Origin of the sequence: Ahrensia sp. 13_GOM-1096m (assembly GCF_000620605.1) — a bacterium.
In the GTDB taxonomy this organism is placed as follows: Bacteria; Pseudomonadota; Alphaproteobacteria; order Rhizobiales; family Rhizobiaceae; genus Ahrensia; species Ahrensia kielensis.
Window position 1 is genome coordinate 92,890 of sequence record NZ_JIAX01000010.1, and the last position, 25,144, is coordinate 118,033.

Annotated in this window: 20 protein-coding genes; 11 read left to right on the forward strand and 9 right to left on the reverse strand. The window is 47.9% G+C overall.

The genetic code is table 11. The features are described 5' to 3' along the window. Positions 1–28 precede the first annotated feature (28 nt). The 4 genes from smc to N530_RS0106665 form a co-directional block, all read right to left on the reverse strand. On the reverse strand, positions 29–3,490 hold the full coding sequence (smc, locus tag N530_RS0106650) for a chromosome segregation protein SMC (protein WP_026480063.1): 3,462 nt from the start codon (positions 3,488–3,490) through the stop codon (positions 29–31). 48 nt (positions 3,491–3,538) lie between these two features. Continuing rightward, positions 3,539–4,204: a DsbA family protein gene (locus tag N530_RS0106655; RefSeq protein WP_026480064.1), complete on the reverse strand. Its 666-nt coding sequence runs from the start codon at positions 4,202–4,204 to the stop codon at positions 3,539–3,541. Between the two features lie 124 nt (positions 4,205–4,328). Beyond that, the gene (locus tag N530_RS19025) at positions 4,329–4,673 is read right to left on the reverse strand and encodes a hypothetical protein (protein WP_155851941.1); all 345 of its coding nucleotides are present in this window, start codon (positions 4,671–4,673) and stop codon (positions 4,329–4,331) included. A 36-nt stretch (positions 4,674–4,709) separates the two neighbouring features. After that, entirely contained in the window at positions 4,710–5,138 is a 429-nt protein-coding gene (locus N530_RS0106665) for a secondary thiamine-phosphate synthase enzyme YjbQ (RefSeq protein WP_026480066.1), read from the reverse strand. Between the two features lie 63 nt (positions 5,139–5,201). On the opposite strand from N530_RS0106665, the gene ung reads away from it, so the two are divergent. Further along, positions 5,202–5,876: a uracil-DNA glycosylase gene (gene ung, locus N530_RS0106670; RefSeq protein WP_026480067.1), complete on the forward strand. Its 675-nt coding sequence runs from the start codon at positions 5,202–5,204 to the stop codon at positions 5,874–5,876. Positions 5,877–5,921: 45 nt separating this feature from the next. Here the strand turns inward: ung and rpoD are convergent, their stop codons facing one another. From rpoD to N530_RS0106685, 3 genes are all read right to left on the reverse strand, one after another. Next, positions 5,922–7,970, reverse strand: a complete 2,049-nt coding sequence (gene rpoD, locus N530_RS0106675) for an RNA polymerase sigma factor RpoD (RefSeq protein WP_026480068.1) — start codon at positions 7,968–7,970, stop codon at positions 5,922–5,924. Between the two features lie 301 nt (positions 7,971–8,271). After that, positions 8,272–10,218 (reverse strand): DNA primase, encoded by a 1,947-nt coding sequence (dnaG, locus tag N530_RS0106680; protein ID WP_026480069.1) that lies wholly within the window; start codon positions 10,216–10,218, stop codon positions 8,272–8,274. A 167-nt stretch (positions 10,219–10,385) separates the two neighbouring features. Then, entirely contained in the window at positions 10,386–10,835 is a 450-nt protein-coding gene (locus N530_RS0106685) for a GatB/YqeY domain-containing protein (RefSeq protein WP_018687286.1), read from the reverse strand. A 274-nt stretch (positions 10,836–11,109) separates the two neighbouring features. On the opposite strand from N530_RS0106685, the gene carA reads away from it, so the two are divergent. Next, complete coding sequence (gene carA, locus N530_RS0106690) at positions 11,110–12,333, forward strand: glutamine-hydrolyzing carbamoyl-phosphate synthase small subunit (protein WP_026480070.1); 1,224 nt, start codon at positions 11,110–11,112, stop codon at positions 12,331–12,333. 68 nt (positions 12,334–12,401) lie between these two features. Next, positions 12,402–13,706: a mechanosensitive ion channel family protein gene (locus N530_RS0106695; protein ID WP_026480071.1), complete on the forward strand. Its 1,305-nt coding sequence runs from the start codon at positions 12,402–12,404 to the stop codon at positions 13,704–13,706. A 28-nt stretch (positions 13,707–13,734) separates the two neighbouring features. Here the strand turns inward: N530_RS0106695 and N530_RS0106700 are convergent, their stop codons facing one another. Then, positions 13,735–14,676, reverse strand: a complete 942-nt coding sequence (locus N530_RS0106700) for a neutral zinc metallopeptidase (RefSeq protein ID WP_026480072.1) — start codon at positions 14,674–14,676, stop codon at positions 13,735–13,737. A gap of 123 nt (positions 14,677–14,799) precedes the next feature. Then, positions 14,800–15,366, reverse strand: coding sequence for a type 1 glutamine amidotransferase domain-containing protein (locus N530_RS0106710; RefSeq protein ID WP_026480073.1), 567 nt, complete (start codon positions 15,364–15,366; stop codon positions 14,800–14,802). 229 nt (positions 15,367–15,595) lie between these two features. Here N530_RS0106710 and carB point away from each other — a divergent pair, with 229 nt between their 5' ends. The 8 genes from carB to N530_RS0106750 all read left to right on the forward strand — a co-directional run bounded on the left by carB (position 15,596) and on the right by N530_RS0106750 (position 25,106). Then, positions 15,596–19,099 (forward strand): carbamoyl-phosphate synthase large subunit, encoded by a 3,504-nt coding sequence (gene carB / locus N530_RS0106715; RefSeq protein WP_026480074.1) that lies wholly within the window; start codon positions 15,596–15,598, stop codon positions 19,097–19,099. Positions 19,100–19,238: 139 nt separating this feature from the next. Next, positions 19,239–19,715 carry a transcription elongation factor GreA gene (gene greA / locus N530_RS0106720; RefSeq protein ID WP_018687279.1) on the forward strand — a complete coding sequence of 159 codons (477 nt, stop codon included), beginning with the start codon at positions 19,239–19,241 and terminating at the stop codon, positions 19,713–19,715. Positions 19,716–19,742: 27 nt separating this feature from the next. Then, entirely contained in the window at positions 19,743–20,807 is a 1,065-nt protein-coding gene (locus N530_RS0106725; protein WP_026480075.1) for a glycosyltransferase family 4 protein, read from the forward strand. Continuing rightward, positions 20,804–21,568 carry a glycosyltransferase family 25 protein gene (locus tag N530_RS0106730; protein WP_051540799.1) on the forward strand — a complete coding sequence of 255 codons (765 nt, stop codon included), beginning with the start codon at positions 20,804–20,806 and terminating at the stop codon, positions 21,566–21,568. Before N530_RS0106725 ends, N530_RS0106730 begins: the two co-directional genes overlap by 4 nt. A gap of 115 nt (positions 21,569–21,683) precedes the next feature. Then, complete coding sequence (locus tag N530_RS0106735) at positions 21,684–22,184, forward strand: hypothetical protein (protein WP_155851942.1); 501 nt, start codon at positions 21,684–21,686, stop codon at positions 22,182–22,184. A gap of 38 nt (positions 22,185–22,222) precedes the next feature. Further along, positions 22,223–22,924: a hypothetical protein gene (locus N530_RS0106740; protein ID WP_026480078.1), complete on the forward strand. Its 702-nt coding sequence runs from the start codon at positions 22,223–22,225 to the stop codon at positions 22,922–22,924. Positions 22,925–23,217: 293 nt separating this feature from the next. Next, the gene (gene trxB / locus N530_RS0106745; RefSeq protein WP_026480079.1) at positions 23,218–24,195 is read left to right on the forward strand and encodes a thioredoxin-disulfide reductase; all 978 of its coding nucleotides are present in this window, start codon (positions 23,218–23,220) and stop codon (positions 24,193–24,195) included. A gap of 14 nt (positions 24,196–24,209) precedes the next feature. Beyond that, entirely contained in the window at positions 24,210–25,106 is an 897-nt protein-coding gene (locus tag N530_RS0106750; protein WP_026480080.1) for a LysR family transcriptional regulator, read from the forward strand. Positions 25,107–25,144: the final 38 nt, after the last annotated feature.

A 25,144-nucleotide genomic window follows, 5' to 3' on the forward strand; every position in this document is an offset into this window, starting at 1 on the left:
TAAGTCTGGATAGTTCAACATACTAGGTCTAGCTTGCCTCACGAAGTTCTTCTGCTTCTTGAAGGTCAACCGAAACCAGCTGAGATACGCCCTGCTCTTTCATGGTAACACCGAACAAGCGGTCCATACGGGCCATCGTGATCGGGTTATGCGTAATAATCACAAAGCGTGTATCTGTTTCTGCGCTCATCTTATCCATCAGATCGCAGAAGCGCTCCACATTGTGATCATCCAGCGGCGCATCAACCTCATCCAGCACGCAAATCGGTGCGGGATTGGTCAAGAATACCGCGAAAATCAAAGCCATCGCTGTCAATGCCTGCTCACCACCGGAAAGAAGTGTCATTGTTTGCGGCTTTTTGCCCGGAGGTCGCGCAATGATTTCAAGTCCAGCTTCCAGCGGATCATCGCTCTCGATAAGCTGCAACTCTGCCGTTCCACCATTGAACAAATGCGTGAAAAGACGTTTGAAATGATCCTGTACAGCTTCGAACGCAACGAGAAGACGTTCACGGCCCTCTTTGTTGAGCGACGAAATAGCCGAACGCAATTCTGCAATAGCCTGAACAACATCTTCACGTTCAGAGGTAATCAAACCAAAGCGCTCAGATAATTCGTTTTGTTCTTCTTCAGCACGCAAGTTGACTGCGCCGAGACGCTCACGTTCAATTTTTAGACGTTCGAGGCGTTTTTCGGTCGGGTCCATGTCCGGCATTGCGTCATCGACAGCTAAGCCCGTTTGTTCAAATGCTTTATGTGGTTCACAGTTCAGTGCTTCATGAATTCTAGCTTCAATATCACTGCGGCGCTCAGATGCAGCAGCAGCACGTTCTTCTGCACGCGCACGCGCTTCGCGTGATGTTGATAAATCTTGGATTGTAGCTGTTGCCGCGCGGTCAGCTTCAGCAGCAGACGTTTCAGCTTTTGCCAGCTTGTCGGCAGCTTCATTGCGTTTTGCTTCAGCGGCTTCTATCTGACGCAGTAACTCACGTTGGCGGGCTTCAAACTCGCCGGGGCTATCTGCCAACTCTTCCAGAAGCTTCTGTGTTTCTGTCTCGCGGGCACGTAGAATTGCAATCTGGCTGTCAGCATTCGCGCGGCGGTCTGTCCAGCTTTTGGTCTCGCGCTCAATCGCCTTGAGCCTTTGGCGTCTTGCTTCAACCTCACGCGAAAGACCTTGATGCTCAGCGCGTAGTTCTGCCAAAACAGCACGGTCTTTTGCAACATCTGTCTGCAAGCTTTGAAGGCGTGCATCAAAAGCTGTGACTTCTGGCTCTGCGGCCAATGCAGCTTCCGCTTCGGCCAAAACGCCAACAGCTTCATTTAAATCAATACGAATACGCCCGAATGATTCATCTAATACAGCACGGCGGCGCGAAAGTTCACCAGAGGAACGCTCTGCAGCGGCGAGTTCATCGCGGGCTTTGCGTGCATCATTTTGCCGATCTTTTAATGATTGGCGGGCCGAATTTTCTGCCGCTACAGCATTACGCGTTGCCGTTTCTGCAGCTTGCATTGATGCTTCAATCGCAGTTTTTGCTTTGGTTGCATCGACAATTTCGGCATCAAGTTCGCTCAAGCGGTTCTTCTGTGCGAGGCGCTGCGCTGCCATTGTTGGCGCATCAGCTGCGGCACGATATCCATCCCAGCGCCATAGAGCGCCTTGCTTCGTGACAAGGCGCTGTCCCGTTTTTAGGGATGGCGCTAAAGCGGCACCTGCCGCATCATCGGCAACGATACCAATCTGGTTTAAACGACGGCCAATCGCATCACCGCCGCGCACATGTTCACCAAGCGGTGTCGCGCCTGCAGGCAATTGCGGATCATCGCTGGCAATTTGTGCGCCTGCAAAATACACGGCAGCATTTGCGTCTGTTGGCACGTCCAAATCATCGCCCAAGGCAGCGCCCAATGCGGTTTCAAAACCCTTATCGACTTTGAGGCTTTCGATGATTGCTGGAAATAGATCATTGCCACCAGCATTGAGCAATTTTGCGATCGTGCGGGCTTCGGCTTCAAGCGTATTAAGTGCCTCACGTGCCGTTGCAAGATCAGGCCGCAGCTGTGTTTCGACAGCACGTGCTTTGGCAACATCGCTTTCGCTTTGCGTAACGGTCTTTTCCGCATCAACAATCGAAGCTTCTGCCTTTTCGACAAGCGCTTGCTTCTCTGCAGGATCATCCAATTGGCTGATCTTATCATTGAGCGTTGTTAATTCAGCATCAACATTGCGTTCTTGTGTCTCAAGGCGCGTGCGACGGTCTGTCAGCTCACCGATACGGCGCTGTAATTGTGTGCGAAGCGCTTGTGCTTCTGCGCGTTCAGCTGTGATTTTTGACAGTTCTGCTTCTGAGCTTTCTAATTCAGCCTTAGCAGTCTCTACTTTCGCGGCCAGCTCTGCTTCGCGCTCGTCTGCGCCTTCGTCTTGCGCTTTAAGTGTTTTTTCTTCTTCGCTTAACTGACTAAGAATATCAGCATTCTCAACCAACATGCGCTCTTCACGCTCTATATCGGTGGATAGCTGCGTAATACGTTGCTCATATTCACGTTTGCGCGCACGCAAGCGTTCAGCTTCCGTGTCCAGTTGATCACGCGCAATTGTCAAGCGTTGCAGGGCTGCTGCTGCGGCCGCTTCTGCCTCACGCAGAGGCGGTAATGCTTTTTGAGCAATACCTTGCAAGCGCGCTGCATCCATTTGCAATTGCGCACGTTCAGCAACTTCGTTCGTTGCTTTGGAAAGCGTTGATTGGCTTTCACCTTCAGCCGTTTTTGCTTGCATCCATTTTAGATGCAGTAATGTCGCCTCAGCTTGGCGGATATCGCGCGATAATGTGCGGAACCTGTTTGCTTGACGCGCTTGACGTTTCAAGCTTTCGATCTGGCTTTCGAGTTCGGATGTTACATCATCCAAACGCTCCAAATTGGTCTCTGCACCGCGCAAGCGCAATTCGGCTTCGTGACGCCGCGAATGGAGCCCCGAAATACCCGCAGCTTCTTCTAAAAGCGCACGCCTTGCCTGTGGTTTTGCTTGAATAAGCTCACCAATTCGCCCCTGCCCGACCATTGAAGGAGAACGGGCACCGGTGGACTGATCGGCAAACAAAAGTTGCACATCTTTTGCACGGGCATCCTTACCGTTGATACGGTAAGCAGAACCGTTTTCGCGTTCGATCCTGCGCGTTACCTGCAGCAACTCGCTATCATTGAAAGCGGCAGGTGCAGTGCGATCGTCATTATCGAGAAAAAGCGCAACTTCTGCCGAGTTACGTGATGGACGGGTTCCGGAACCGGAAAAGATGACATCATCCATGCCCGAAGCGCGCATGTTTTTGTATGAGCTTTCGCCCATCACCCAGCGCAACGCTTCGACCAAATTGGATTTGCCACAACCGTTCGGGCCGACCACACCGGTCAGGCCACGTTCAATCGCAAACTCTGTTGGCTCAACAAATGATTTGAAACCAAGAAGGCGTAATTTATTAAACTTCATACGCCACCACCTTCGCGCAAAGCCAAGCTTTGCGCGATAAATTTCTGCTTAGAGCAGATCGTCAATGATGGCAGACAGTTGATCAATTGTCAGCGCTCCGGCGTATTTTTCGCCATTGATAAAAAATGTTGGGGTCGCGTTTACTTCAAACTCAGTCTGACCACGTTCCCGTACTTTATTCACATCATTCAAAAGCTGCTGGTCGGTCAAGCATTTCTCGAATGACTCCTGTGTAAAACCAGCTAATTTGGCAATGTTTTCCAACGGAGCACGTGCATTTTCTGCTCGCGCCCATGTTGCTTGCTGTTTGAATAACACATCAACCATTGGAAAATAAGCACCATTTGGCGCGCAGCGTGCAAGCATGAAGGCTGCTGCAGCGCGTGGATCAAATGGAAACTCACGCAAAATCAAGCGTACCTTTCCGGTATCGATATATTTTTCTTTTAGCTCAGGGTAAGTGTTTTTATGGAAACTCGCACAATGTCCACATGTCATGGAAGCATATTCAACAATCGTAACGGGAGCATCTTCTTCGCCTTCAAACATTTCTGGCAAAGCACCTTCAGACATTAGTTTTTCTACATCCACGCTGCCTTCGGACTTTGGCGCACTTTGTGCAAAAGCAGGCAGAGTAGTAACACTCAACGCAGCAGGAATTGCGGCCATGGATAAAAGGGCATTACGGCGAGAAATCAGCGTTGACTGAGACATTAACAGCTCCAAATTACTTAGTTTTGCGATCTTATAGCGGTTTGAATCGGGCAGTACCAAGGCAAATATTGCCTCATCTACAGCGAACTCTTCACGAAGTTGTTATGATACCGCCCAGATATTTCTAGTTCGTGCAGAAATAATCGCCATTTGCGTCGCGCAACGCCTGCGAATAAGAGCCATCGGCATTTAAGCAACTGGGCGCGCTATCAACATCACCCTGATAGGCTTGGCTATCATAGCTATAGTCTGAGTTGCTATTGCCACCTGTAACCGCATTACCAACGGCCTTACCGCCGCGGTAAACAAGTTTTCCTGCACCCACAGTGCCTTTAACAGCTGTTTTGGCGACAAACACGGTGGAGCCAACGACTGTGTCCGCGACAGCTATTGCCGCGCACCCCTGAAGCAGGAATGGCAATAGGATTACAGCAGAAAACTTAGCGTTTTTTAGAATACATCTTCTCATAATCGATAAAATGCATCGGAAAGCCTTAATGTTTGATTAGGCTTCACTGGTCAGATGTAGCACGACCTGCCGATTATGCGGCCTGTCACGATGTTCAAACAAATAGATGCCCTGCCATGTGCCGAGCACCATTTGCCCGCTGATGACAGGAATTCCGATTGACGTTTGCGTCAACGCCGCTTTGATATGCGCTGGCATATCATCAGGCCCCTCATAGGTATGCCGAAGATAAGACATTGAAGGATCACTCGTTGGTGGCACCAATCGGGCAAAAAACGCCTTCATATCCGATTGAACTTCACTATCTGCATTTTCCTGCACCAAAAGTGAGCAAGAAGTGTGGCGCACAAAGAGCGTTAAAAGAGCATCGCTTGGCGCGTGCTCTTCAACAAATTGCTTCACATCGTATGTAAATTCATACAGTCCCTGCCCGTGCGTGTTTAGCTTAACAATGTGATGTGGCATGGTTTTCACTTTCAGCAATAGTTGGAACGCAACGCATTTGACTTACACGAGATATGCAAACGGATGAATATGGTCGAGATACATGAAAGCTGGCTAAACCATTTAAGCCAAGAGTTTGACAGTCCCTATATGGCGAAACTTAAAGCTTTTTTGCAGTCAGAGCGTGATGCTGGAAAGCAAATATTCCCACCATCTGAGCTTTGGTTCAAAGCGCTGGATATGACGCCGCTCGACCAAGTGAAAATCGTCATTCTGGGACAAGACCCTTATCATGGTCCTGGCCAAGCGCATGGTTTGAGTTTTTCTGTTCCCCAAGGCGTGCGCACGCCGCCATCACTCGTCAACATATTTAAAGAACTCAATAGTGATCTTGGTATCGAACCCGCCAGCCATGGAAATCTGGAAGCATGGGCACAGCAAGGCGTGCTTCTTCTCAATTCAGTTTTAACCGTCGAAGCGCATAGGGCTGGCTCGCACCAGAAAAAAGGCTGGGAAACATTTACGGATGCTGTGATCAGGCTCGTTAATGAACAATCGCGCCCAATCGTTTTTATATTATGGGGCGCATATGCGCAGGCAAAAGCTTCTTTTGTTGATGAAAGCAGACATTTGGTTATCCGCTCGGTTCACCCTTCCCCGCTCTCTGCTCATAGGGGTTTTTTCGGCACGAAACCATTTTCCAAAGCCAATGCCTTCTTGGAGAAAAACGATGTCACGCCAATAGATTGGGCCTTATAAAAAACCCGGCTCCATGGCCGGGTTTTGTATTCTATTTAGCTGTTCTTACTGATCCAAGAAAGAGCGCAACTTGCGGCTTCGGCTTGGGTGCTTCAGCTTGCGAAGCGCTTTCGCCTCAATCTGACGAATACGTTCACGCGTAACAGAGAACTGCTGACCCACTTCTTCAAGTGTGTGGTCGGTGTTCATGCCGATACCAAAGCGCATACGAAGAACACGTTCCTCACGCGGTGTCAGTGAAGCCAAAACGCGTGTTGTTGTTTCGCGTAGGTTCGCTTGAATAGCCGCATCGATCGGCAAGATTGCCTGCTTGTCCTCAATGAAATCGCCCAGATGTGAATCGTCCTCATCGCCAACTGGCGTTTCGAGCGAAATCGGTTCTTTTGCGATCTTGAGAACTTTACGAACTTTTTCCAATGGCATTGCCAGTTTTTCTGACAATTCTTCTGGCGTTGGTTCGCGGCCAATCTCATGCAACATCTGACGTGATGTACGCACAATTTTGTTGATCGTTTCAATCATGTGGACAGGAATACGGATCGTGCGTGCTTGGTCAGCGATTGAACGCGTAATAGCCTGACGAATCCACCATGTCGCATAGGTCGAGAATTTGTAACCACGGCGATATTCGAACTTATCCACGGCCTTCATCAGACCAATGTTGCCCTCTTGAATGAGATCAAGGAACTGTAGGCCACGGTTCGTGTATTTTTTCGCAATAGAAATCACGAGACGAAGGTTCGCTTCGACCATTTCTTTCTTAGCTATGCGTGCTTCGCGTTCACCTTTTTGAACCTGATTCACAATACGGCGGAATTCAGGAATAGCGATACCGGTTTCAGTGGCAAGCTCTTGAATTTCCGCACGCAGGTCTTCAATCGTGTGCGGCTCTTTTTCTGCGAATGTTTTCCACGCTTTGGAATCAATTTGCGAGATTGTCTCAACCCAATTTGGATCAAGCTCAGAACCTTGGTAATGCTTCAAAAACGCTTCACGGCTTACGCCATAAGTTTCTGCAAGTCGTAGCAAACGGCCTTCGTTTTGAACGAAACCACGGTTAATCGAGTAAAGCTGTTCAACAAGCGCATCAATACGCTGATTGTTAAGCGATAGAGACTTAACCAGCGTAATCAGTTCATCCTGAAGTTGCTTGTAACGGCGCTTCTGGCTTGATGACAATTCACCCTCATCGGCCAAGGCGCTTTCAACTTGCTGATCCTGTAGTTTACGCAACTTGCTATAAACATTAGCAATGTTGTCGAAAATTTCCATGACCTGCGGACGTAGCTCGCCCTCCATCGCCGCTAGCGATAGGTTCACTTCGTCTTCTTCGTCATCATCATCGTCGATCTGACCTTCACCACCAACATTGGTAATGTCATCATCACGGCGACGCGGCTGACGCAGCAGACGTTCTTTTTCTTCACGCTCTTTGCGCGCCTGATCAATTTCTTCAGGCGTTGGCACCTTTGGTGTCGCCTTAGCCTCAGGACCGGCATAGGTTGTTTCAAGGTCAATAATATCGCGCAGGAGGATGTTTTCCTCCATCAGCTCATCACGCCAGATAATAATCGCTTGGAATGACAACGGGCTTTCACAAAGACCAGCGATCATCGTTTCACGGCCAGCCTCAATGCGCTTGGCAATTGCGATTTCGCCTTCGCGTGAAAGCAGTTCAACCTGCCCCATCTCACGCAAATACATGCGAACCGGATCATCGGTTCGATCGGTTGGTTCTTTTTTCTTAACCGTTGTTGTAACGGCGCTGCCACTTGCTGTTGCAACTTCTTTAGAACCGGCCGTAGCATCAGCGTCGTTCGTATCAGCATCGCTGTCGTCGTCGTCTTCCACGACATTAATGCCCATTTCTGACAGCGCGGACATAACGTCCTCAATCTTGTCAGGATCGGTCTGATCGGAAGGTAAGACAGAGTTCAGCTCGTCGACAGTAACAAAGCCGCGCTTTTTTGCAGCGCGTATCATTTTTTTGACGGTATCAGCCGTTAGATCGAGCAATGGCCCATCTGCGGTCTGCGCCTCTGTACTCGGGGCCCCAGATTCGGGATTTTTTTTTGTTTTAGTCGTTGTCGCCATAGACGTTTGTTCTCCGGCGTATTAAGGCAATTAAGCCGTCGCCTTGTTCACTTTGTTTATTCGGTAATTACCGAATCAGTCGCATGTAGCCAAAAGCTAACAACCGCGTCTTAAACATTGATTAAGTGTGTTTATCTGAAAGCCATTTCTATGTTGCTTCTCTTATGGAAATAGTGCTGCCCACTGCAGATTTCCACCTTCGCGTATAATTATAACTCTGATTCCCGTGATTCGGCCTCACGTCAAGCGTTTCTGTGAATTAATTGACATGATTCTTTTGCCAAAAAGCGCAAAATCTCGCTTAAAAGTTACGACTCGGACGTCCTGAGGAGACACCAAAGCCCTCAACAAGCGCATCAAGCCCTTGTGTACGGCGCACCTGTAATTGGATATCTTGGAACCTTGCCCAGTTGGCTTCTGACCCATCAAGAGCCAATGCATCTTCTGCCGCTTTAAGGTCTTTATTGAGGCCGCGCGCACGTTGATACAGTTGCACAGCCTGTTCAAATGCGGACAAAGCGTCTTCAAAAGCCGCCTCTTCGGTAAAGACCCAAAGCCGCGAACGGCTAATAACTTTATCAACCTGATCGATAACATGTGCGTAAGCAACAAGGGCTGGATGCCGCACCAAATCAGCACGCAATCGCGCAGCAGTTTCGCCATGCGCTTCGATGACCGCGCTGCGCAAATCACGCAAACTTTTATTATCGAACTCAAACGACATGAATGTGTCAAAAGAATCGACCAAAATATCTGGATGGCAAATAATTGCGCTCATGAGCGCGGCTTCACGCACCGACATGTCTGACACATTGACAATGCCTGTCTTGGTCATGCGAGAATTTGCCAATTGTGACGATACCGCAATGCGTCCCTTTACGCCGCCGCCTTTTGAACGATTGTAACTATTATTGCCGTAATTATTCTTATTGCCACCAGACCTGTTATTGCTAGCGGGTGCCGTGCCGAAAAACATCGCCACGCGCTCACGCATGTCTTGGCCATAATGACGCCGCACGCTTTCGTCTGAAATCTGGTTGGTGACTTCGCGCATCGTCTGTTCAAGTTTAGCGCGCCGTTCAGGTGTATCGAATGTCTGGCCACCAGTTTCTCGCAGCCAAAGCATATCAGCGGCTGACTTTGCAGCAGCAATCACATCTTTAAAGGCCTCTGGGCCTTGCTTTTTAACAAGATCATCAGGATCAAGGCCATCGGGAAGCATTGCAAAACGGACTGATTTTCCAGGCTTTAATTCACTAAGTGCCATTTCCAGCCCGCGAAATGCAGCGCGAAGGCCGGCTTTATCGCCATCAAAGCAAAGGACTGGCTCATCTGTGGCGCGCCATAATTTTGCCAGTTGGTTTTCTGTCAGCGCTGTACCAAGCGGCGCAACTGCATTTGCAAAGCCAGCCTGATCTAGCGCGATCACATCCATATAGCCTTCAACAGCAATCAATGTTCCGCCTTGTTTGGCCTGAACGGAACGCGCACGTTTAAAGTTGAAGAGAATATCGCCCTTATGAAAAAGCTCTGTTTCTGGTGAGTTCAAATATTTGGCGGGAACATCGGCGCTCATTGCGCGGCCGCCAAATGCGATGACGCGGCCCTGCTGATCCTCAATAGGAAACATAATCCGGTCACGGAAACGATCATAGGAAACGGCAATATCTTCGCCAAAGACAACCATTCCCGTCGCTTCGATTTGCTCTTTACTCGCACCTTTAGAAGCAAGGAACTCTTTAACGCCACTGCGATTATTGGGTGCAAATCCTAAGCGGAATTTATTGACGGTTGAAGCGTTTAAACCACGGTCGCGAAGATAGGCCCGCGCGACCGCACCGCCTTGCAGTTGCAATTGCTCTTCATAATAGGACGCAGCCATATCCATATATTCATAGAGCGTTTTGCGTTTTTCCTCGCGCTTTTCAGCCTCTGGATCAGGTGACGGCATCGCAATGCCCGCCATGCCAGCAACGCGTTCAACAGCTTCAGGAAAGCTAATGCCTTCCACCTCCGTCAAAAAGCGGAAATGATCGCCCGATGCACCGCAGCCAAAACAATAGTAGCGGCCTTTTTTATCTTCGCAGTGGAAGCTCGGCGTGTTTTCACCATGAATGGGACAGCACGCCCAATAATCACCACGATTCGCATTGGTTTTCTTTTTATCCCAAGTCACATGGCGCTGAATGACATCCGAAACCGGGACACGGTCTCTAATCTCATCCAAAAATGACTGGCCAAAACGCATCTTATCTATCCGTGGGTAATATCAAGCACTCTCATATGGCCTAAAATTGAAACCAGCGGGGCGGTTTTTCAATGCACCGCACAGCTAAATCTCAAATTTGTGGATAAGTTGTGCGTACTCATGGAAATTTAACACCACCAGGCCACCACAACAAATCGGTGCGCGTATTAACGCAGCATGTTTTTCACAATGCCAGAAGCTTTGGTAAAATCCATTTGGCCAGGATATTGGGTTTTAAGTGCATTCATGCACTTACCCATATCCCGCAAGCCTTCGGCGCCGGTATTCTCAACGACTTCAGCGCAAACCTGTTTGACACTGTCTTCGCATAGTTGTTCCGGCAAAAACTCTGCAATAACAGCGCTTTCAATGCGTTCCAACTCAGCAAATTCCAACCGACCAGCTTCTTCGTAGCTTTTGGCTGATTCTTCGCGTTGCTTGATCATTTTCGTCAAGATTTCAGAAATTTCAGCTTCTGAGACAGGATCTTTGCCAGCGCTGCGTGCAGCACTGTCACGGTCTTTTACCGCTGCCTTTATAAGGCGCAGCGTACAGACTCGCGTTTTATCCTGTGATTTCTCAGCTTCTTTAAGCGCCGTGTGAATTGCTTCGCGCATATTTGAACCCTATTTCGATCGTCGGAACATACTGATACCTAGCAGCAATGGCAAGCCATACGCCCGACCCTAAGCCATTGAAATAAAACAACAATAAAATAACTTCAAATCTAAAACTTAAACTTACCCAAGGAAAGCTAGCTTACATAACTCTCTGTGCGGTTTCAAAAATCATTGATTTTTGATTACCTCTTACCAGTTGCGTTTATACTCGATATGGTGTTTGCACTCAATTGCGGCAACCGCACATCCATTATAAAAACGAAGGTCAGTTATGACACAACTGCATGATACAGGAAACACACCTGCGCCTTGGACTGAGCATAAAGCAACGGCGGTCTTGGTTTTAGCCGACGGCACAGTGTTCAAAGGCAAGGGTTTTGGTGCAACTGGTGCGATTGAAGCTGAGGTTTGCTTCAACACCGCGCTCACCGGTTATCAGGAAATTATGACAGACCCGTCCTATGCGGGACAAATCGTAACCTTCACATTCCCGCACATCGGTAATGTCGGCACCAATATTGAAGATATTGAAGATTTAACACCGGCGAGCCGCCACGGCGCTGTTGGCGCAATATTTAAAGCAGCCATTACTGATCCGTCGAACTATCGCTCAGCTGAACATCTCGACACATGGCTAAAAGCGCGCGGCATTATTGGCCTTTCAGGCATTGATACACGTGCCTTGACCGCTCACATTCGCAACAATGGTGTTCCTAACGCTGTTATTGCCCATGACGAAAACGGCGTGTTCGATATTCCAGCATTGAAAAAACGTGCTGCTGATTGGTCTGGCCTCGTCGATCTTGATTTGGCGAAAGACGTAACCGTTGGCCAGACAACCTCATGGTCCGAAAAGCCATGGGTGTGGGACCAAGGGCACAGCGAAAATTCAGACACAGCCATTCACATCGTCGCTCTCGACTATGGTGTGAAACGCAATATTCTGCGTTTGATCGCAGGTCTTGGCGCTAAAATTACAATACTACCTGCAAAATCAACAGCAGAAGATGTGCTTGCGCTTAAGCCAGATGGCATTTTCCTTTCCAATGGTCCGGGCGATCCTGCAGCAACGGGCGAATATGCAGTACCAACGATCAAAACGCTGATTGATAGCGGCATTCCGCTTTTCGGCATTTGTCTTGGCCATCAATTGTTGGCACTGGCTGTTGGCGGCAATACCGTTAAAATGCACCAAGGCCACCACGGTGCGAACCATCCGGTAAAAGACTACACAACCAACAAGGTTGAGATTGTATCCATGAATCACGGCTTTGCTGTTGATTCCAAATCACTTCCAGCAGGCATCACTGAAACGCATGTCTCGCTATTTGATGGATCAAACTGCGGCCTTTCAGTGGATGGCAAACCTGTCTTTTCCGTACAGCATCACCCTGAGGCCTCACCTGGCCCACAAGATAGCCACTACCTTTTCCGCCGGTTCTTTAATTTGATCCGCGAAAAGCAAGACAAGGAAAAGCTAGCGGAACGCGCTTAGTATAAAGCTCTTATAAGAGGTAGAATTCAAAGACTTCCAATGTGTGCAGTTTCGTTTATTCTGCATATATGGACCCGAACTTGAACACCGCTTGGAATTCTTTTCTCCTCTTCTTTCATCAGGCAAAAAATTACCTGACTGAGCCTTGGGCTGCCTATCAATTGGCTATAATTGCCGGTTGTTACGCCATTGCTTGGTTGTTGTCTTTTAAGCTTGAACCGATTGTTGAAGCGCGTGCGCGAACGATCAAAGGGAACCCCGGCCTGCTGCGCATCATCGTCGCTTTCATGCGGCGTCTAGAGTGGGTTTTCTTTCTAATCTTCGTCTACATTGCGCGCGAGATTGTTCTTTTGAACACTTGGCCAAGCCGAACTTTCGTGCTCACAGCAGCTCTTGTTTTGGCATCTGCTTGGCTCGCATTGGTTGTTCTCACGCGGATTATTCAAAACAGAACCATCGCCCGCGTTGTTGCCATTGGTGCCTTTGCTTACATAGCGCTTGGCGTGTTGGATATACGTGGTCCCGTTTCAGAAGCACTTGATAATGCAGCCATTAATCTGGGCGACTTCAAACTCTCGATACTATTTGTCTTACGCATCGTTTTTCTAACATCGCTATTTTTGTGGCTGGCGACGCTGTTCGGCACATTTTTCGACAATCGAATCAATGCTATTTCGGACCTCTCGCCGTCCTTCAAAGTCCTTTCAGGCAAAATAGTAAAAGTTGGTCTTATCGTTATTGCCCTCGTTGTTGCGCTGACAGCTGCGGGGCTTGACCTTACCACGCTGACAATTTTCTCTGGTGCCGTTGGTATCGGTCTTGGTTTCGGCCTGCAAAAAGTCGTTTCCAACTTTATCTCAGGCGTGATTATTCTGGTCGATAAATCAATCAAGCCCGGCGATACGATTGAGCTTGGTGACACATTTGGCTGGATACGAGAACTGCGTGCGCGCTTTGTCTCGGTCATTACCCGCGATGGGCGCGAATACCTTATTCCAAATGAGGATTTCATCACGCAGCAGGTGGTTAACTGGTCTTTTTCCAATAAGCTTGTGCGTTTAGATGTGGAATTTGGCGTATCTTACGACAGCAACCCGCATGAAGTTGCAAGAATTGCGATTGAAGCAGCCAAAGACATACCCCGCGTACTTACTCACAAAGCACCGGTTTGTTGGATGACCGAATTTGGCGCATCTTCGCTCGATTTTAAATTACGCTTCTGGATCGGCGATCCCCAAGAGGGCCTAACCAATATACGCGGTCAGGTTTTACTCGCCCTTTGGGATGCATTCCAAGAAAACGGAATCGGCATCCCATACCCGCACCGCGAAATCATTATGAAAACGCCGATTGAGGTGAAGCGCAGCGAATAATTGTTTAGCTGCGATCTTCCTTCACCTTTTAAACATCATTGTTGAAGGTATCGCAGGCTTCCAGTTTACCGCTTTCAAAACCACGTCCAAACCATTCGCGGCGCTGTGCTGATGTGCCGTGATTGAAGCTTTCCGGCACCACATAACCTTGGGTACGGCGCTGAATCGTATCATCACCGATCTGCGTTGCGGCATTGAGCGCCTCTTCCAAATCGCCGCGTGACAGCAGACCTTTTTGTTCGGTGTAATAGCCCCATACACCCGCGAAACAATCAGCCTGTAGCTCCACACGAATGGACATCGCATTGGCTTCAGCTTGGCTCATACGCTGGCGCATCTGATTAAATTTTGGCAAAACACCAATAATATTTTGAACGTGATGACCAACTTCATGCGCAATTACATAAGCCTGTGCAAAGTCACCACCTGCTTTAAATTTTTGCTCTAACTCATCGAAGAAATTCAAATCGATGTAGAGCTTTTTGTCACCGGGGCAATAAAACGGACCAGATGCGGCGCTAGCAAAGCCACATGCAGAGCGCACTTGATTAGAGAACAGAACCAAGACTGGTTCCGGATATTGTTGGCCATTTGCTTTAAAAATACCGTTCCAGACATCTTCTGTCTCGGCTAGAACGCGGCTAACAAACTCGGTCTGTGCATCTGTACGCGGCGTAGCCCTAGGCGTTTGGTTTTGTGTCTGCGTTTGTGGAAGCATCTGCTCAAAGCCGCTGCCGCCGCTACTGCCAGCCAATATCTGCAATGGATCAATGCCGCAGCTGCGCAAAACAAAGAACAAGACAACAAGCAAGATAATGCCGCCAAGGCCTCCGCCTGATGAACGGACAGTCCGTCCTCCAGATGGCAAGCGAACACGTTGTGTGGTTCTTCCGAAACCACCCCGACTGCTGGAGCCGGATCCGCGCATATCCTGAATATTCGTACTTTTGCGACGTCCACCTAAACGCATTGCCCACTCCAAATGTCATGCTTCTGTTTGTGTGTGACTTTGTGCCGCAAAAGCTGAACTGGTTCAACAAAGAAAGCGGCCGCCAATTTGGCGACCGCTAAATATTCAATGATTTACACTGGCTTATGCAGCTTTAATTTCTCGGTCATGGCGTCCTTCTTCCACCTCTTCAACGATCTTGGCGTTAAAGGCATCGAGATCGTCAGGATTGCGGGACGTGATAATCGCATTGGAAACTACGACTTCTTCATCCACCCAATCGGCACCGGCATTGATCATATCCGTTTTAATAGATGGATATGACGTTGCCTTGCGGTCACGCAGTGCATCTGCCTCAATGAGCAGCCAAGGCGCATGACATATAGCAGCGAGCGTTTTTCCGCTTTTTGCGAACTCACGCACGAATGAGATCGCATCTTCGTTCACACGTAAAAGGTCTGGATTGATTTGCCCGCCGGGTAGAACCAGCGCATCATAATCAGCAACGGCTACATCTGACACGAGCTTATCGACAGCAACGCTATCGCCCCAATTGTCCTCATCCCAGCTTTTAATCTCACCGGATTTGATAGATACAATGTGTACTTCTGCACCTGCGCCTTTGAGATGCTCAAGCGGTTTACGCAACTCCGAGCGTTCATAACCATCGGTTGCAAGTATCGCGATTTTTGCTTCAGAAATATTCGGCATATTTTTCTCCTTTCGCTGTTGAAAGGCCAATGCTTCAATGCTGCAATTGTTCCAAAGACTACAAAAATGCCAAACAGCGCTGAATCTATGTTGAAAGCCTAAATTTCATTGCTTAATGGGGTTACATCGCGCGCGCATATGAATATAAGACAGCCTTAGCCACAAAATAATTGCGTTAGTGCCGGTTGTCTTTGCATCCGGTTTTTCGCGTAAGCTAAACGGATGCCCCATGCCAAAGCGTAATGATATAGATACAGTCCTCATCATCGGTGCAGGACCGATTGTGATTGGTCAAGCGTGTGAGTTTGATTACTCCGGAACGCAGGCCTGTAAAGCATTGCGCGAAGAAGGGTATCGCGTCGTTCTGGTGAATTCTAACCCAGCGACGATCATGACAGACCCTGATCTTGCCGACGCAACCTATGTCGAGCCGATCACACCGGAAATTGTTGAAAAGATCATCATCAAAGAGCGTAAGGAACACCCTAACGATAAGATGGTTGTTCTGCCAACGATGGGCGGACAAACAGCGCTCAACACGGCTCTTTCGCTCAAAGCGATGGGCGTGCTCGACAAATGGGATGTCGAGATGATTGGCGCCACACCAGAAGCCATTGATAAAGCTGAAGACCGTTCGCTGTTCCGTGAAGCAATGGAGCGCATTGGTTTGGAATGCCCGCGCTCAATGCTGGTCAATGCGACAGCCGTTAAAGATAAAGACCGCACAGCCCACGAAACCAAGAAGGCTGAACTTGAAAAGCAATTTTCAGGCGAAGAGCTGAATGCAGCGCTTGATGCACTTGAACTAGAATGGCGCCACAGCACTGCCGAGCGCAAACAGCGCTATATGAGCCATGCGATGGCACAAGCGGCAACTGCCCTTGATGAAATCGGCCTACCTGCCGTTATCCGACCATCGTTCACACTTGGCGGCACAGGCGGCGGTATCGCTTATAACCGTTCCGAGTTTATGGATTTCGTTGAAAGCGGGCTTGATGCTTCGCCGACGACTGAAGTGCTGATCGACGAAAGCGTTCTTGGCTGGAAAGAATATGAGATGGAGGTTGTTCGTGACAAAGCAGACAACTGCATCATCATCTGCTCGATTGAAAACATCGACCCAATGGGCGTGCACACAGGCGACTCGATTACCGTTGCCCCTGCGCTAACGCTCACAGACAAAGAATATCAAATCATGCGTAACGCATCGATTGCGGTCTTGCGTGAAATCGGCGTTGAAACAGGCGGATCAAACGTACAGTTTGCGGTTAATCCTGAGGATGGCCGTCTAGTTGTTATCGAAATGAACCCGCGCGTATCGCGCTCATCTGCGCTTGCATCAAAAGCAACAGGTTTTCCGATTGCAAAAATCGCAGCAAAACTGGCTATTGGTTATACGCTGGATGAACTTGAGAATGATATTACGGGCGGTGCGACACCGGCTTCGTTTGAACCATCAATCGATTATGTCGTTACAAAAATTCCGCGCTTTGCATTTGAAAAATTCCCCGGCGCAAAACCTCATTTAACCACGGCGATGAAATCCGTTGGCGAAGTCATGGCCATTGGACGGACATTTGCGGAGAGCTTGCAAAAAGCGCTGCGCGGCCTTGAAACCGGCCTTACAGGACTTGACGATATTGAAGTGCCCGGCCTTGGCGAAGGCGACGATAAGAATGCGATCCGTGCGGCAATTGGCGCACCAACACCGGACCGTTTGCGGATGGTTGCGCAAGCTATTCGTTTGGGCTTCAGCCTTAAAGACATACATGCCGGTTGCAAAATCGACCCTTGGTTCTTGGAGCAATTCAAAAACATTATCGATATGGAAGCCCGTGTAAAAGCACACGGCCTGCCGCTTGATGCCGACAATATGCGCATGCTCAAATCAATGGGCTTTTCAGACCAGCGCTTGGCCACACTGATTGGCAAGAATGAAAGTGATGTGGTTTCGGCCCGCCGCGCCTTGGATGTGCGCCCTGTTTACAAACGCATTGATACATGCGCGGCAGAATTCGCCTCCCCTACGGCCTATATGTATTCAACATATGAGCAGCCATTCATCGGTGCACCTGAGAATGAAGCGCAAATATCAACACGCGATAAAGTTGTCATTTTAGGCGGCGGTCCTAACCGTATTGGTCAAGGTATCGAGTTTGACTATTGCTGCTGTCATGCTGCTTTTGCACTGCGTGATGCTGGTTATGAAGCCATCATGATCAATTGTAACCCTGAAACGGTTTCAACAGATTATGATACATCTGACCGCCTTTATTTCGAGCCATTGACCAATGAAGATGTGCTTGAAATTCTAGAAATGGAGCAGAAATCCGGCAATCTTAAAGGCGTTATCGTTCAATTTGGCGGCCAAACTCCTTTGAAACTAGCTAATGCGATTGAACGTGCTGGCATTCCAATTCTTGGTACATCGCCCGATGCGATTGATTTGGCAGAGGACCGCGACAGGTTCCAAAAATTGCTTATGAAGCTCAATCTCTTACAGCCTAAAAATGGCATTGCCCATTCGGTTGAACAAGCACGGTTGATTGCAACTGGTCTTGGCTTCCCGCTTGTGGTGCGTCCATCTTACGTGCTTGGCGGCCGTGCGATGCAGATCGTGCGCGACGAGACTTCGCTTTCTACCTACCTGCTTGAAACAGTTCCTGAGCTTATTCCTGAAGATATCAAAGCACGTTATCCAAACGACAAAACAGGTCAGATCAACACGCTCTTGGGCACCAACCCATTGCTGTTTGATACTTATCTACAGGGCGCTATCGAAGTTGATGTCGACTGCTTGTGTGACGGCGATGATGTCTATGTTTCGGGCATTATGGAGCATATTGAAGAAGCTGGCATCCACTCAGGCGACTCAGCCTGTTCTCTGCCTGTGAATACACTCAGCGATGAGATTGTTGAGCAATTGCACATTCAAACCGCAGCAATGGCAAAAGCGCTGAATGTTGGCGGCCTCATGAACGTTCAATATGCGATCAAAGACGACGAGATTTATGTCCTCGAAGTCAATCCGCGTGCGTCACGTACGGTTCCGTTCGTTGCTAAGACAATTGGTCTTCCGATTGCGAAGATTGCAGCACGTATTATGGCCGGTGAAACACTTTCAGAGGCCATTGCTCATTACGGTACGCGCAAACATGCTTCTGACATCAAGCACATTGCGGTTAAAGAAGCGGTGTTCCCGTTCTCGAAGTTCCCCGGTGTTGACACCCTGCTCGGCCCTGAAATGCGCTCAACAGGTGAAGTCATTGGCCTTGATAAAGACTTTGCAATGGCTTTTGCCAAAGCGCAGCTTGGTGCCAGTGTGGTACTGCCGAAAGATGGCAATGTTTTCATCTCTGTCAAAGACGAAGATAAAGCCAATGCTCTTGCCTCTGCAAAAGTGCTTGCAGGACTAGGTTTTGGCATCATCGCAACCGGTGGCACGCAACGTTATTTGGCAGAAAATGGTGTTGAAGCACGCAAAATCAACAAGGTTTTGGAAGGACGTCCACATATCGAGGATGCCATCCGCAACCGTGAAGTGCAGCTTGTGATCAATACAACGAGCGGCAAAAAAGCACTGTCTGATTCCAAGTCGCTGCGCCGTGCTGCTCTTGAGAACAAAGTACCTTATTTCACAACAATGGCGGGCGCTAAAGCAACCACCCAAGCGATCGAAGCCCTATCAAAAGGTGAGATCGAAGTGCGCCCTCTACAAGCTTATTTCGAGTAAAGTCGATAGAGCCCATAAAAGGGCTGGAAATCAGCTAGAGACATTGCCATATTGAGCAAGGCGGTTCCGGAACGCAAATCCGGAGCCGTTTTTATTTATAGATTAAGTCCGGTTAAAAACTGGCAGGAAAGGAAGGACCATGGTCGAGAAGGTCCCAATGACGAGTAAAGGCTTTGATGCGCTGAACGAAGAGATTCGCTGGCGGCAGCAGGAAGAGCGTCCACGCATTATTGAAGCGATCTCGGAAGCGCGCGCCCACGGCGACCTTTCGGAAAACGCCGAATATCATGCTGCGAAAGAATCTCAATCGCACAATGAGGGCCGAATTAGCCAGCTTGAAGGCTTAATTGGCCGCGCCGACGTTATTGACGTAGCAACAATGACAGGTGACACCATTCGTTTTGGTGCCACTGTTACGTTGACGGACGATGATACAGGCGAAGAAGTCACGTATCAAATTGTCGGTGATCAGGAAGCCAACCCAAAAGAAGGTCGCATCTCGATCTCATCTCCAATCTCGCGTGCACTCATCGGCAAAACTGTTGGCGATTCTATTGAGGTCAAAGCGCCTAAGGGTGATCGCGGATATGAAATTGAAGCGGTAAAATACGTCTAAGAAATCGTCACTTATAGAAAGTTTGGCATGATCATTTTCAACGATTTTGATAAATTGGAAGTGATTGCGCCAAACTTTAAACGTCGCTTATCCGGTGTGACGTCTACAATAATTCAATTGGTGCCAGTTCAAAACGCTGCTGGCATCACTATCGCTACAATTGGTCCTGGATTACCCAACCATCTTCCCAAAATTCGCTACCGTGATTTGTGGAAATTATGGAAAAAACCAAACTCCGGCAAAAACCGTATTTGGCATGCGCGCCGCAATACAGAAATGCTGGCAGGATTTATCATGCGTGATGTTCTGCGCATGCCGGTTAAGCTGGTTTTCACATCTGCAGCGCAGCGTAATCACAGCAATTACACCAAATGGCTCATTCGGCGCATGGATAGTATTATTGCGACGAGCGGTAAATCAGGCGCATTCTTAGAAGTTCCTCATACCGTTATTATGCACGGCATTGATACAGATCGCTTTATACCGCCAACCAGCAAAGAAATTGCAAAACAAGCATTGCATATCGATGCATCACGCAAGATTGTCGGCTGTACAGGGCGTGTTCGTCCGTCGAAGGGCACTGATTTGTTTGTTGATGCAATGCTTGAGTTGCTCCCACAATATCCGCAGTGGGACGCTGTGATTACCGGACGAACAACAGCAGAATTTAGTGCCTTCAAATCGAACCTTGAGGTAAAAATCACGGCAGCCGGCATGCAAGATCGCATCCATTTTTATGGAGAGGTGCCTGATATATTGCCATTGTATCAAGCGTTTGACTTGTTTGTCGCGCCATCACGAAATGAAGGTTTCGGATTGACACCACTTGAAGCTATGTCTTGCGGCGTGCCGGTTGTAACCAGCACGGCTGGTTCGTTCGAAGAGATGGTAAAGCAAGGCGAAAATGGTTTTATAGCCACTAAAAGCGCCTCTAAAGAATTATCAGTCGCCATAAGCAATGCCTTTGATTACATAAAAAAAGACCGTTTCAATACTCCATCCATTCGGCAGGCTGTAGAAGACGAATTCAAAATTGAAAATGAAGCGGACCGTATCAATAAAATCTATATTGAACTGATGGAGACGCTATGACCTCCAAGCACATAGACCTGCCCGCAAAAATAAACGCGGCTTATATTCTGCATTTGAAACGCTCCACACAGCGTGCTGCTCAAGTTGAAAAATTACAAGCGTTGCTTGGCAACAAAGCCCATGTTTTTGATGCTGTCGACAGTCAGAAAATGACAATGGAACAGCGTGCGCAATTCTATATACAGAAGCTACAGAAACCTTATTACCCATTTGAACTTTCAGACAATGAAATTGCCTGCTTCCTCAGTCACCGCGCGATTTGGGCTAAAATCATTGATGATAATCATGACTATGCGCTTGTCGTTGAAGATGATGTTGATCTCAACGTAACAACATTCCAAAACGCTCTGAATTTGTTTGAGAAGGCGCCGGAGCAAAACGGATTTTTCCGTTTCCCCGAAGAAAAAAAGCCCCCCTCTGATTTACTAAGAGCAACTTGCAAGAGCGCCATAAAAATTGGTCTTGGTATGCAGGCACAAATTATCTCGCTACAGGCGGCGAAAAAGCTTCTTGAGGCAACAGAAAAAATTGATCGCCCTGTCGATACAACGCTTCAGATGCAATGGATACATGGTGTTCCATTTTTAGAAATTTATCCATCCGGCGTCACAGAAATTGATCAGGATTTGGGCGGAACGACGATACAACGAAGAAATAAGACATTATCAGAGAATGTCGTTCGGGCTGTCTTGCGTGCCAAGTACAGATCTCATATCAAAATAAAGAGTACTTTATCCCACCTCAGAAAATCTTCCGTTTAAAATGTCCAAAAATATTTTCATCGTCGGCAACGGCCCTGTGAGCGAAAACATATCCGCACATGTTGATGCGGCCGATTATGTCGTTCGGTTTAATGAACCCAAAGCATCTGTCGGCATGACTGGCGTTAAAACGAGCATCTTATTTATCAACAATAGCGATAAGCCGATGCAAAACAGATTGGAAAATGAGGCATATTGGAAAAGTGATATTGTAAATGCAGCTGAAAAAATTGTTTTTGTTTACAATCGAGCAGTCATTAAAAAATACGTCAAACCAATAAATTGGCATCGGCAGCTTCGAGGGCGACGTGCAGACTGGACCCGTGATGCGTTTGAAGCGTACAGCAATGTTGGCAAATATGTCCGTGCACTATCTTTACAAGAATATGAAGACGGTTATCGCGAGCTTGGCTTAAGCGATAAAGATGCAATGAAAAAGTTTCCGAGCACCGGCTATTACGGAATAAGATATGTGCTTCGCGAAATTGCTAATGATAAAAGCCAAATCAGTATTTGTGGTTTTTCTTTTGAAGGCTGGGCTAAGCATAGCTGGAGCGAAGAGCGCCACTGGTTGGAAAAACAAAAAAACGCATATAATTTCAAAATTTGGCCGTAATTGACATTTCATGCGAACTAAATAGCGAGAGAGATTTCATGACGCAGGATTTACGTTTTTTTATAGGTTGGGATTCACGCGAACCTATTGCTTATGATGTTGCAAAAGCATCGCTACTCGCAAACACAAACGAGGATGTGAGTGTCTCACCGATTAAGTTAGATGAATTGGTAAAACAGGGACTTTATACAAGAGATGTCGACCCTCTTGCTTCAACTGAATTTACATATTCCAGATTTTTTACGCCACTCTTAGCTGACTTCAAAGGTTGGGCTATCTTTTGTGACTGTGACTTTTTGTTTTTCTCAGATGTAGCAAACCTGCGTCAATATATGCGTGACGATATTGCCGTCGCTTGTGTTAAGCATGATTACACACCAACAGCTACGACTAAAATGGATGGTAAAGCCCAAACAGTTTACCCGCGGAAAAACTGGTCTTCATTCATGATTTTTAATTGTGACCACCCATCGACACAAAAACTAACACAACAACTGATTAACACTGAATCAGGGGCTTATTTACATCGGATGCAATGGGCGCAGGACAATGAAATCGGTGACGTGCCGACGAATTGGAACTGGCTTGAGGGCTGGAATGAAAAACCAGCTACAGGTTACCCTAACGCAGTTCATTTCACTAATGGCGGTCCATGGTTTAAAGACTGGCAAGATGTCGATTATGCTCAAGAATGGCGAGACTGGGCAGATAAGGTGGATTCTAACTGGAAACCGATATAATTTCTTAGAAACCACAAATTCATCGCAGACTAGGTCATAAGCATTAATCAGGCGCCAGAACGAATGGCGTCTGCACATCGCAAGTAAAAATGTCGCGGTCGGCCCCACATGTCGTTCGGTGGAACAAAACCTGTTTTATTTGAACAAAAAAGCACTTATCTCATCGCTCATGTGAGTAATCTTAATTACCACACACATTCATACCACTAATGCGTGGATTGGCCCGATCGTGCCTTGATAGAACATGTCTGTATGGCCATATTGAACTTTAAAGAAATCACAGGCTATTTGACATGACGAAAACAATTCACTCCAAAATGCTCATCATCGGTTCTGGCCCTGCTGGTTATACCGCAGCGATATATGCTTCGCGTGCGATGCTGAAACCCGTCATGGTTGCTGGCTTGCAACAAGGTGGTCAGTTGATGATCACCACAGAAGTCGAAAACTATCCAGGTTATGCCGACGCTGTAGAAGGCCCGTGGATGATGGATCAAATGCGCCAACAGGCTGAAAATGTCGGCACACAAATCGAGCAAGACATTATTGTTGAAGTTGATCTCGATAGTCGCCCATTTAAAGCTGTGGGTGATAGCGGCACCATTTACACAGGTGACACACTGGTTATCTGCACAGGAGCGCAGGCTAAATGGCTCGGCCTTGAAAGCGAACAAACCTATATGGGCTTTGGCGTATCTGCCTGTGCGACATGTGATGGCTTTTTCTACCGTGGCAAGGAAGTTGTCGTTGTTGGCGGCGGTAATACAGCCGTTGAAGAAGCGCTTTATCTTTCAAACCTTGCTTCTAAGGTAACGCTCGTTCATCGCCGCGACGAATTGCGCTCTGAGAAAATTCTTGAAGAACGGCTGCTCAAAAAAGCAAATGTGGAAATCATTTGGGATACCGAAGTTGAGGAAATCCTCGGCGAAAAAGCCAATCCCGCCCTTCCCGCATCTGTTACTGGCGTTAAGCTGAAAAACAGGAAAACAGGCGAAATTACTGAAATGGCTACACACGGCGTGTTTGTAGCCATCGGCCATGCACCCGCAGTGGCGCTGTTTGAAGGTAAGCTGAAACAGAAGCCAAACAACTATCTGTGGACTGCTCCTGACAGCACTGTAACCTCTGTGGCTGGCGTATTTGCAGCTGGTGATGTAACAGATGATATATATAGACAGGCCGTTACAGCTGCAGGAATGGGCTGTATGGCTGCTTTGGAAGCTGAAAAGTTTGTGGCTGCACAAGAAAGCCTGCTTGAAGCGGCTGAATAAGATTGGATTGAACCGTGCCGCTAGATTGGGACAAATTACGCGTATTTCATGCGGCGGCACAGGCAGGCTCGTTCACCCATGCCGGTGAAGTTTTGCATATTTCTCAATCGGCAGTCAGTCGGCAAATTTCATCCTTAGAGCAAGAAATTGGCGCGCCGCTTTTTAATCGCCATGCACGCGGCTTGGTGCTGACAGAGCAAGGCGACATGCTCTATGCCACAGCGCATGAAGTGTTTCTAAAATTAGAATCGGTAAGCTCCGAGCTTAAGGAAACCAAAGATAAGCCCTCTGGTATTTTGCGCATTACAACGACCGTTGGTCTTGGTGCAGGCTGGCTTTCTTATCGCATTCAAGAATTTATCGAGCTTTACCCTGATATCAGTGTCAAATTGATGCTTTCCAATGAAGAGCTTGATTTGAATATGCGCGAGGCGGACTGCGCTATTCGTCTGCGGCAACCTCAACAGCCTGATCTTATTCAGCGGCGTTTGTTCACCGTGCATCTACACGTCTATGCATCACCAGAATATATCAAGCGTTTTGGCCGACCAGAAACACTGACGGACTTAGAAGAACACCGAATTATAAGCTTTGGCGAACCAGCGCCCAATTATCTATCAGACCTAAACGCATTGCTGACCGTTGAGCGTGAAGGCAAACAACCTTTGAAACCGACACTTGAAATCAACTCTGTGATGTCCGTCAAAAGGGCAGCACAAATTGGCATTGGTCTCGCACTGCTGCCCGATTATGCCGTTGAACGCGATTCCGGTCTTGTACGGGTGTTAGAGGACGTAGAACTACCAAGTTTCGATACATTCTTCGTCTATGCAGAAACAATGAGAAACTCTGCGAAACTACAAGCGATTCGAGATTTTCTCTTTGCAAAAGCACGGGGCTGGGAATTCTAATCTATTTAGCTTTTCAAGCACTAAGCTATGCATTTTCT

Coding starts and splice junctions, on each gene's coding strand:
- smc (WP_026480063.1), bottom strand. CDS start 3,490: ATGAAGTTTAATAAATTACGCCTTCTTGGTTTCAAATCATTTGTTGAG.
- N530_RS0106655 (WP_026480064.1), bottom strand. CDS start 4,204: ATGTCTCAGTCAACGCTGATTTCTCGCCGTAATGCCCTTTTATCCATG.
- N530_RS19025 (WP_155851941.1), bottom strand. CDS start 4,673: ATGAGAAGATGTATTCTAAAAAACGCTAAGTTTTCTGCTGTAATCCTA.
- N530_RS0106665 (WP_026480066.1), bottom strand. CDS start 5,138: ATGCCACATCACATTGTTAAGCTAAACACGCACGGGCAGGGACTGTAT.
- ung (WP_026480067.1), top strand. CDS start 5,202: ATGAATATGGTCGAGATACATGAAAGCTGGCTAAACCATTTAAGCCAA.
- rpoD (WP_026480068.1), bottom strand. CDS start 7,970: ATGGCGACAACGACTAAAACAAAAAAAAATCCCGAATCTGGGGCCCCG.
- dnaG (WP_026480069.1), bottom strand. CDS start 10,218: ATGCGTTTTGGCCAGTCATTTTTGGATGAGATTAGAGACCGTGTCCCG.
- N530_RS0106685 (WP_018687286.1), bottom strand. CDS start 10,835: ATGCGCGAAGCAATTCACACGGCGCTTAAAGAAGCTGAGAAATCACAG.
- carA (WP_026480070.1), top strand. CDS start 11,110: ATGACACAACTGCATGATACAGGAAACACACCTGCGCCTTGGACTGAG.
- N530_RS0106695 (WP_026480071.1), top strand. CDS start 12,402: ATGGACCCGAACTTGAACACCGCTTGGAATTCTTTTCTCCTCTTCTTT.
- N530_RS0106700 (WP_026480072.1), bottom strand. CDS start 14,676: ATGCGTTTAGGTGGACGTCGCAAAAGTACGAATATTCAGGATATGCGC.
- N530_RS0106710 (WP_026480073.1), bottom strand. CDS start 15,366: ATGCCGAATATTTCTGAAGCAAAAATCGCGATACTTGCAACCGATGGT.
- carB (WP_026480074.1), top strand. CDS start 15,596: ATGCCAAAGCGTAATGATATAGATACAGTCCTCATCATCGGTGCAGGA.
- greA (WP_018687279.1), top strand. CDS start 19,239: ATGGTCGAGAAGGTCCCAATGACGAGTAAAGGCTTTGATGCGCTGAAC.
- N530_RS0106725 (WP_026480075.1), top strand. CDS start 19,743: ATGATCATTTTCAACGATTTTGATAAATTGGAAGTGATTGCGCCAAAC.
- N530_RS0106730 (WP_051540799.1), top strand. CDS start 20,804: ATGACCTCCAAGCACATAGACCTGCCCGCAAAAATAAACGCGGCTTAT.
- N530_RS0106735 (WP_155851942.1), top strand. CDS start 21,684: ATGACTGGCGTTAAAACGAGCATCTTATTTATCAACAATAGCGATAAG.
- N530_RS0106740 (WP_026480078.1), top strand. CDS start 22,223: ATGACGCAGGATTTACGTTTTTTTATAGGTTGGGATTCACGCGAACCT.
- trxB (WP_026480079.1), top strand. CDS start 23,218: ATGACGAAAACAATTCACTCCAAAATGCTCATCATCGGTTCTGGCCCT.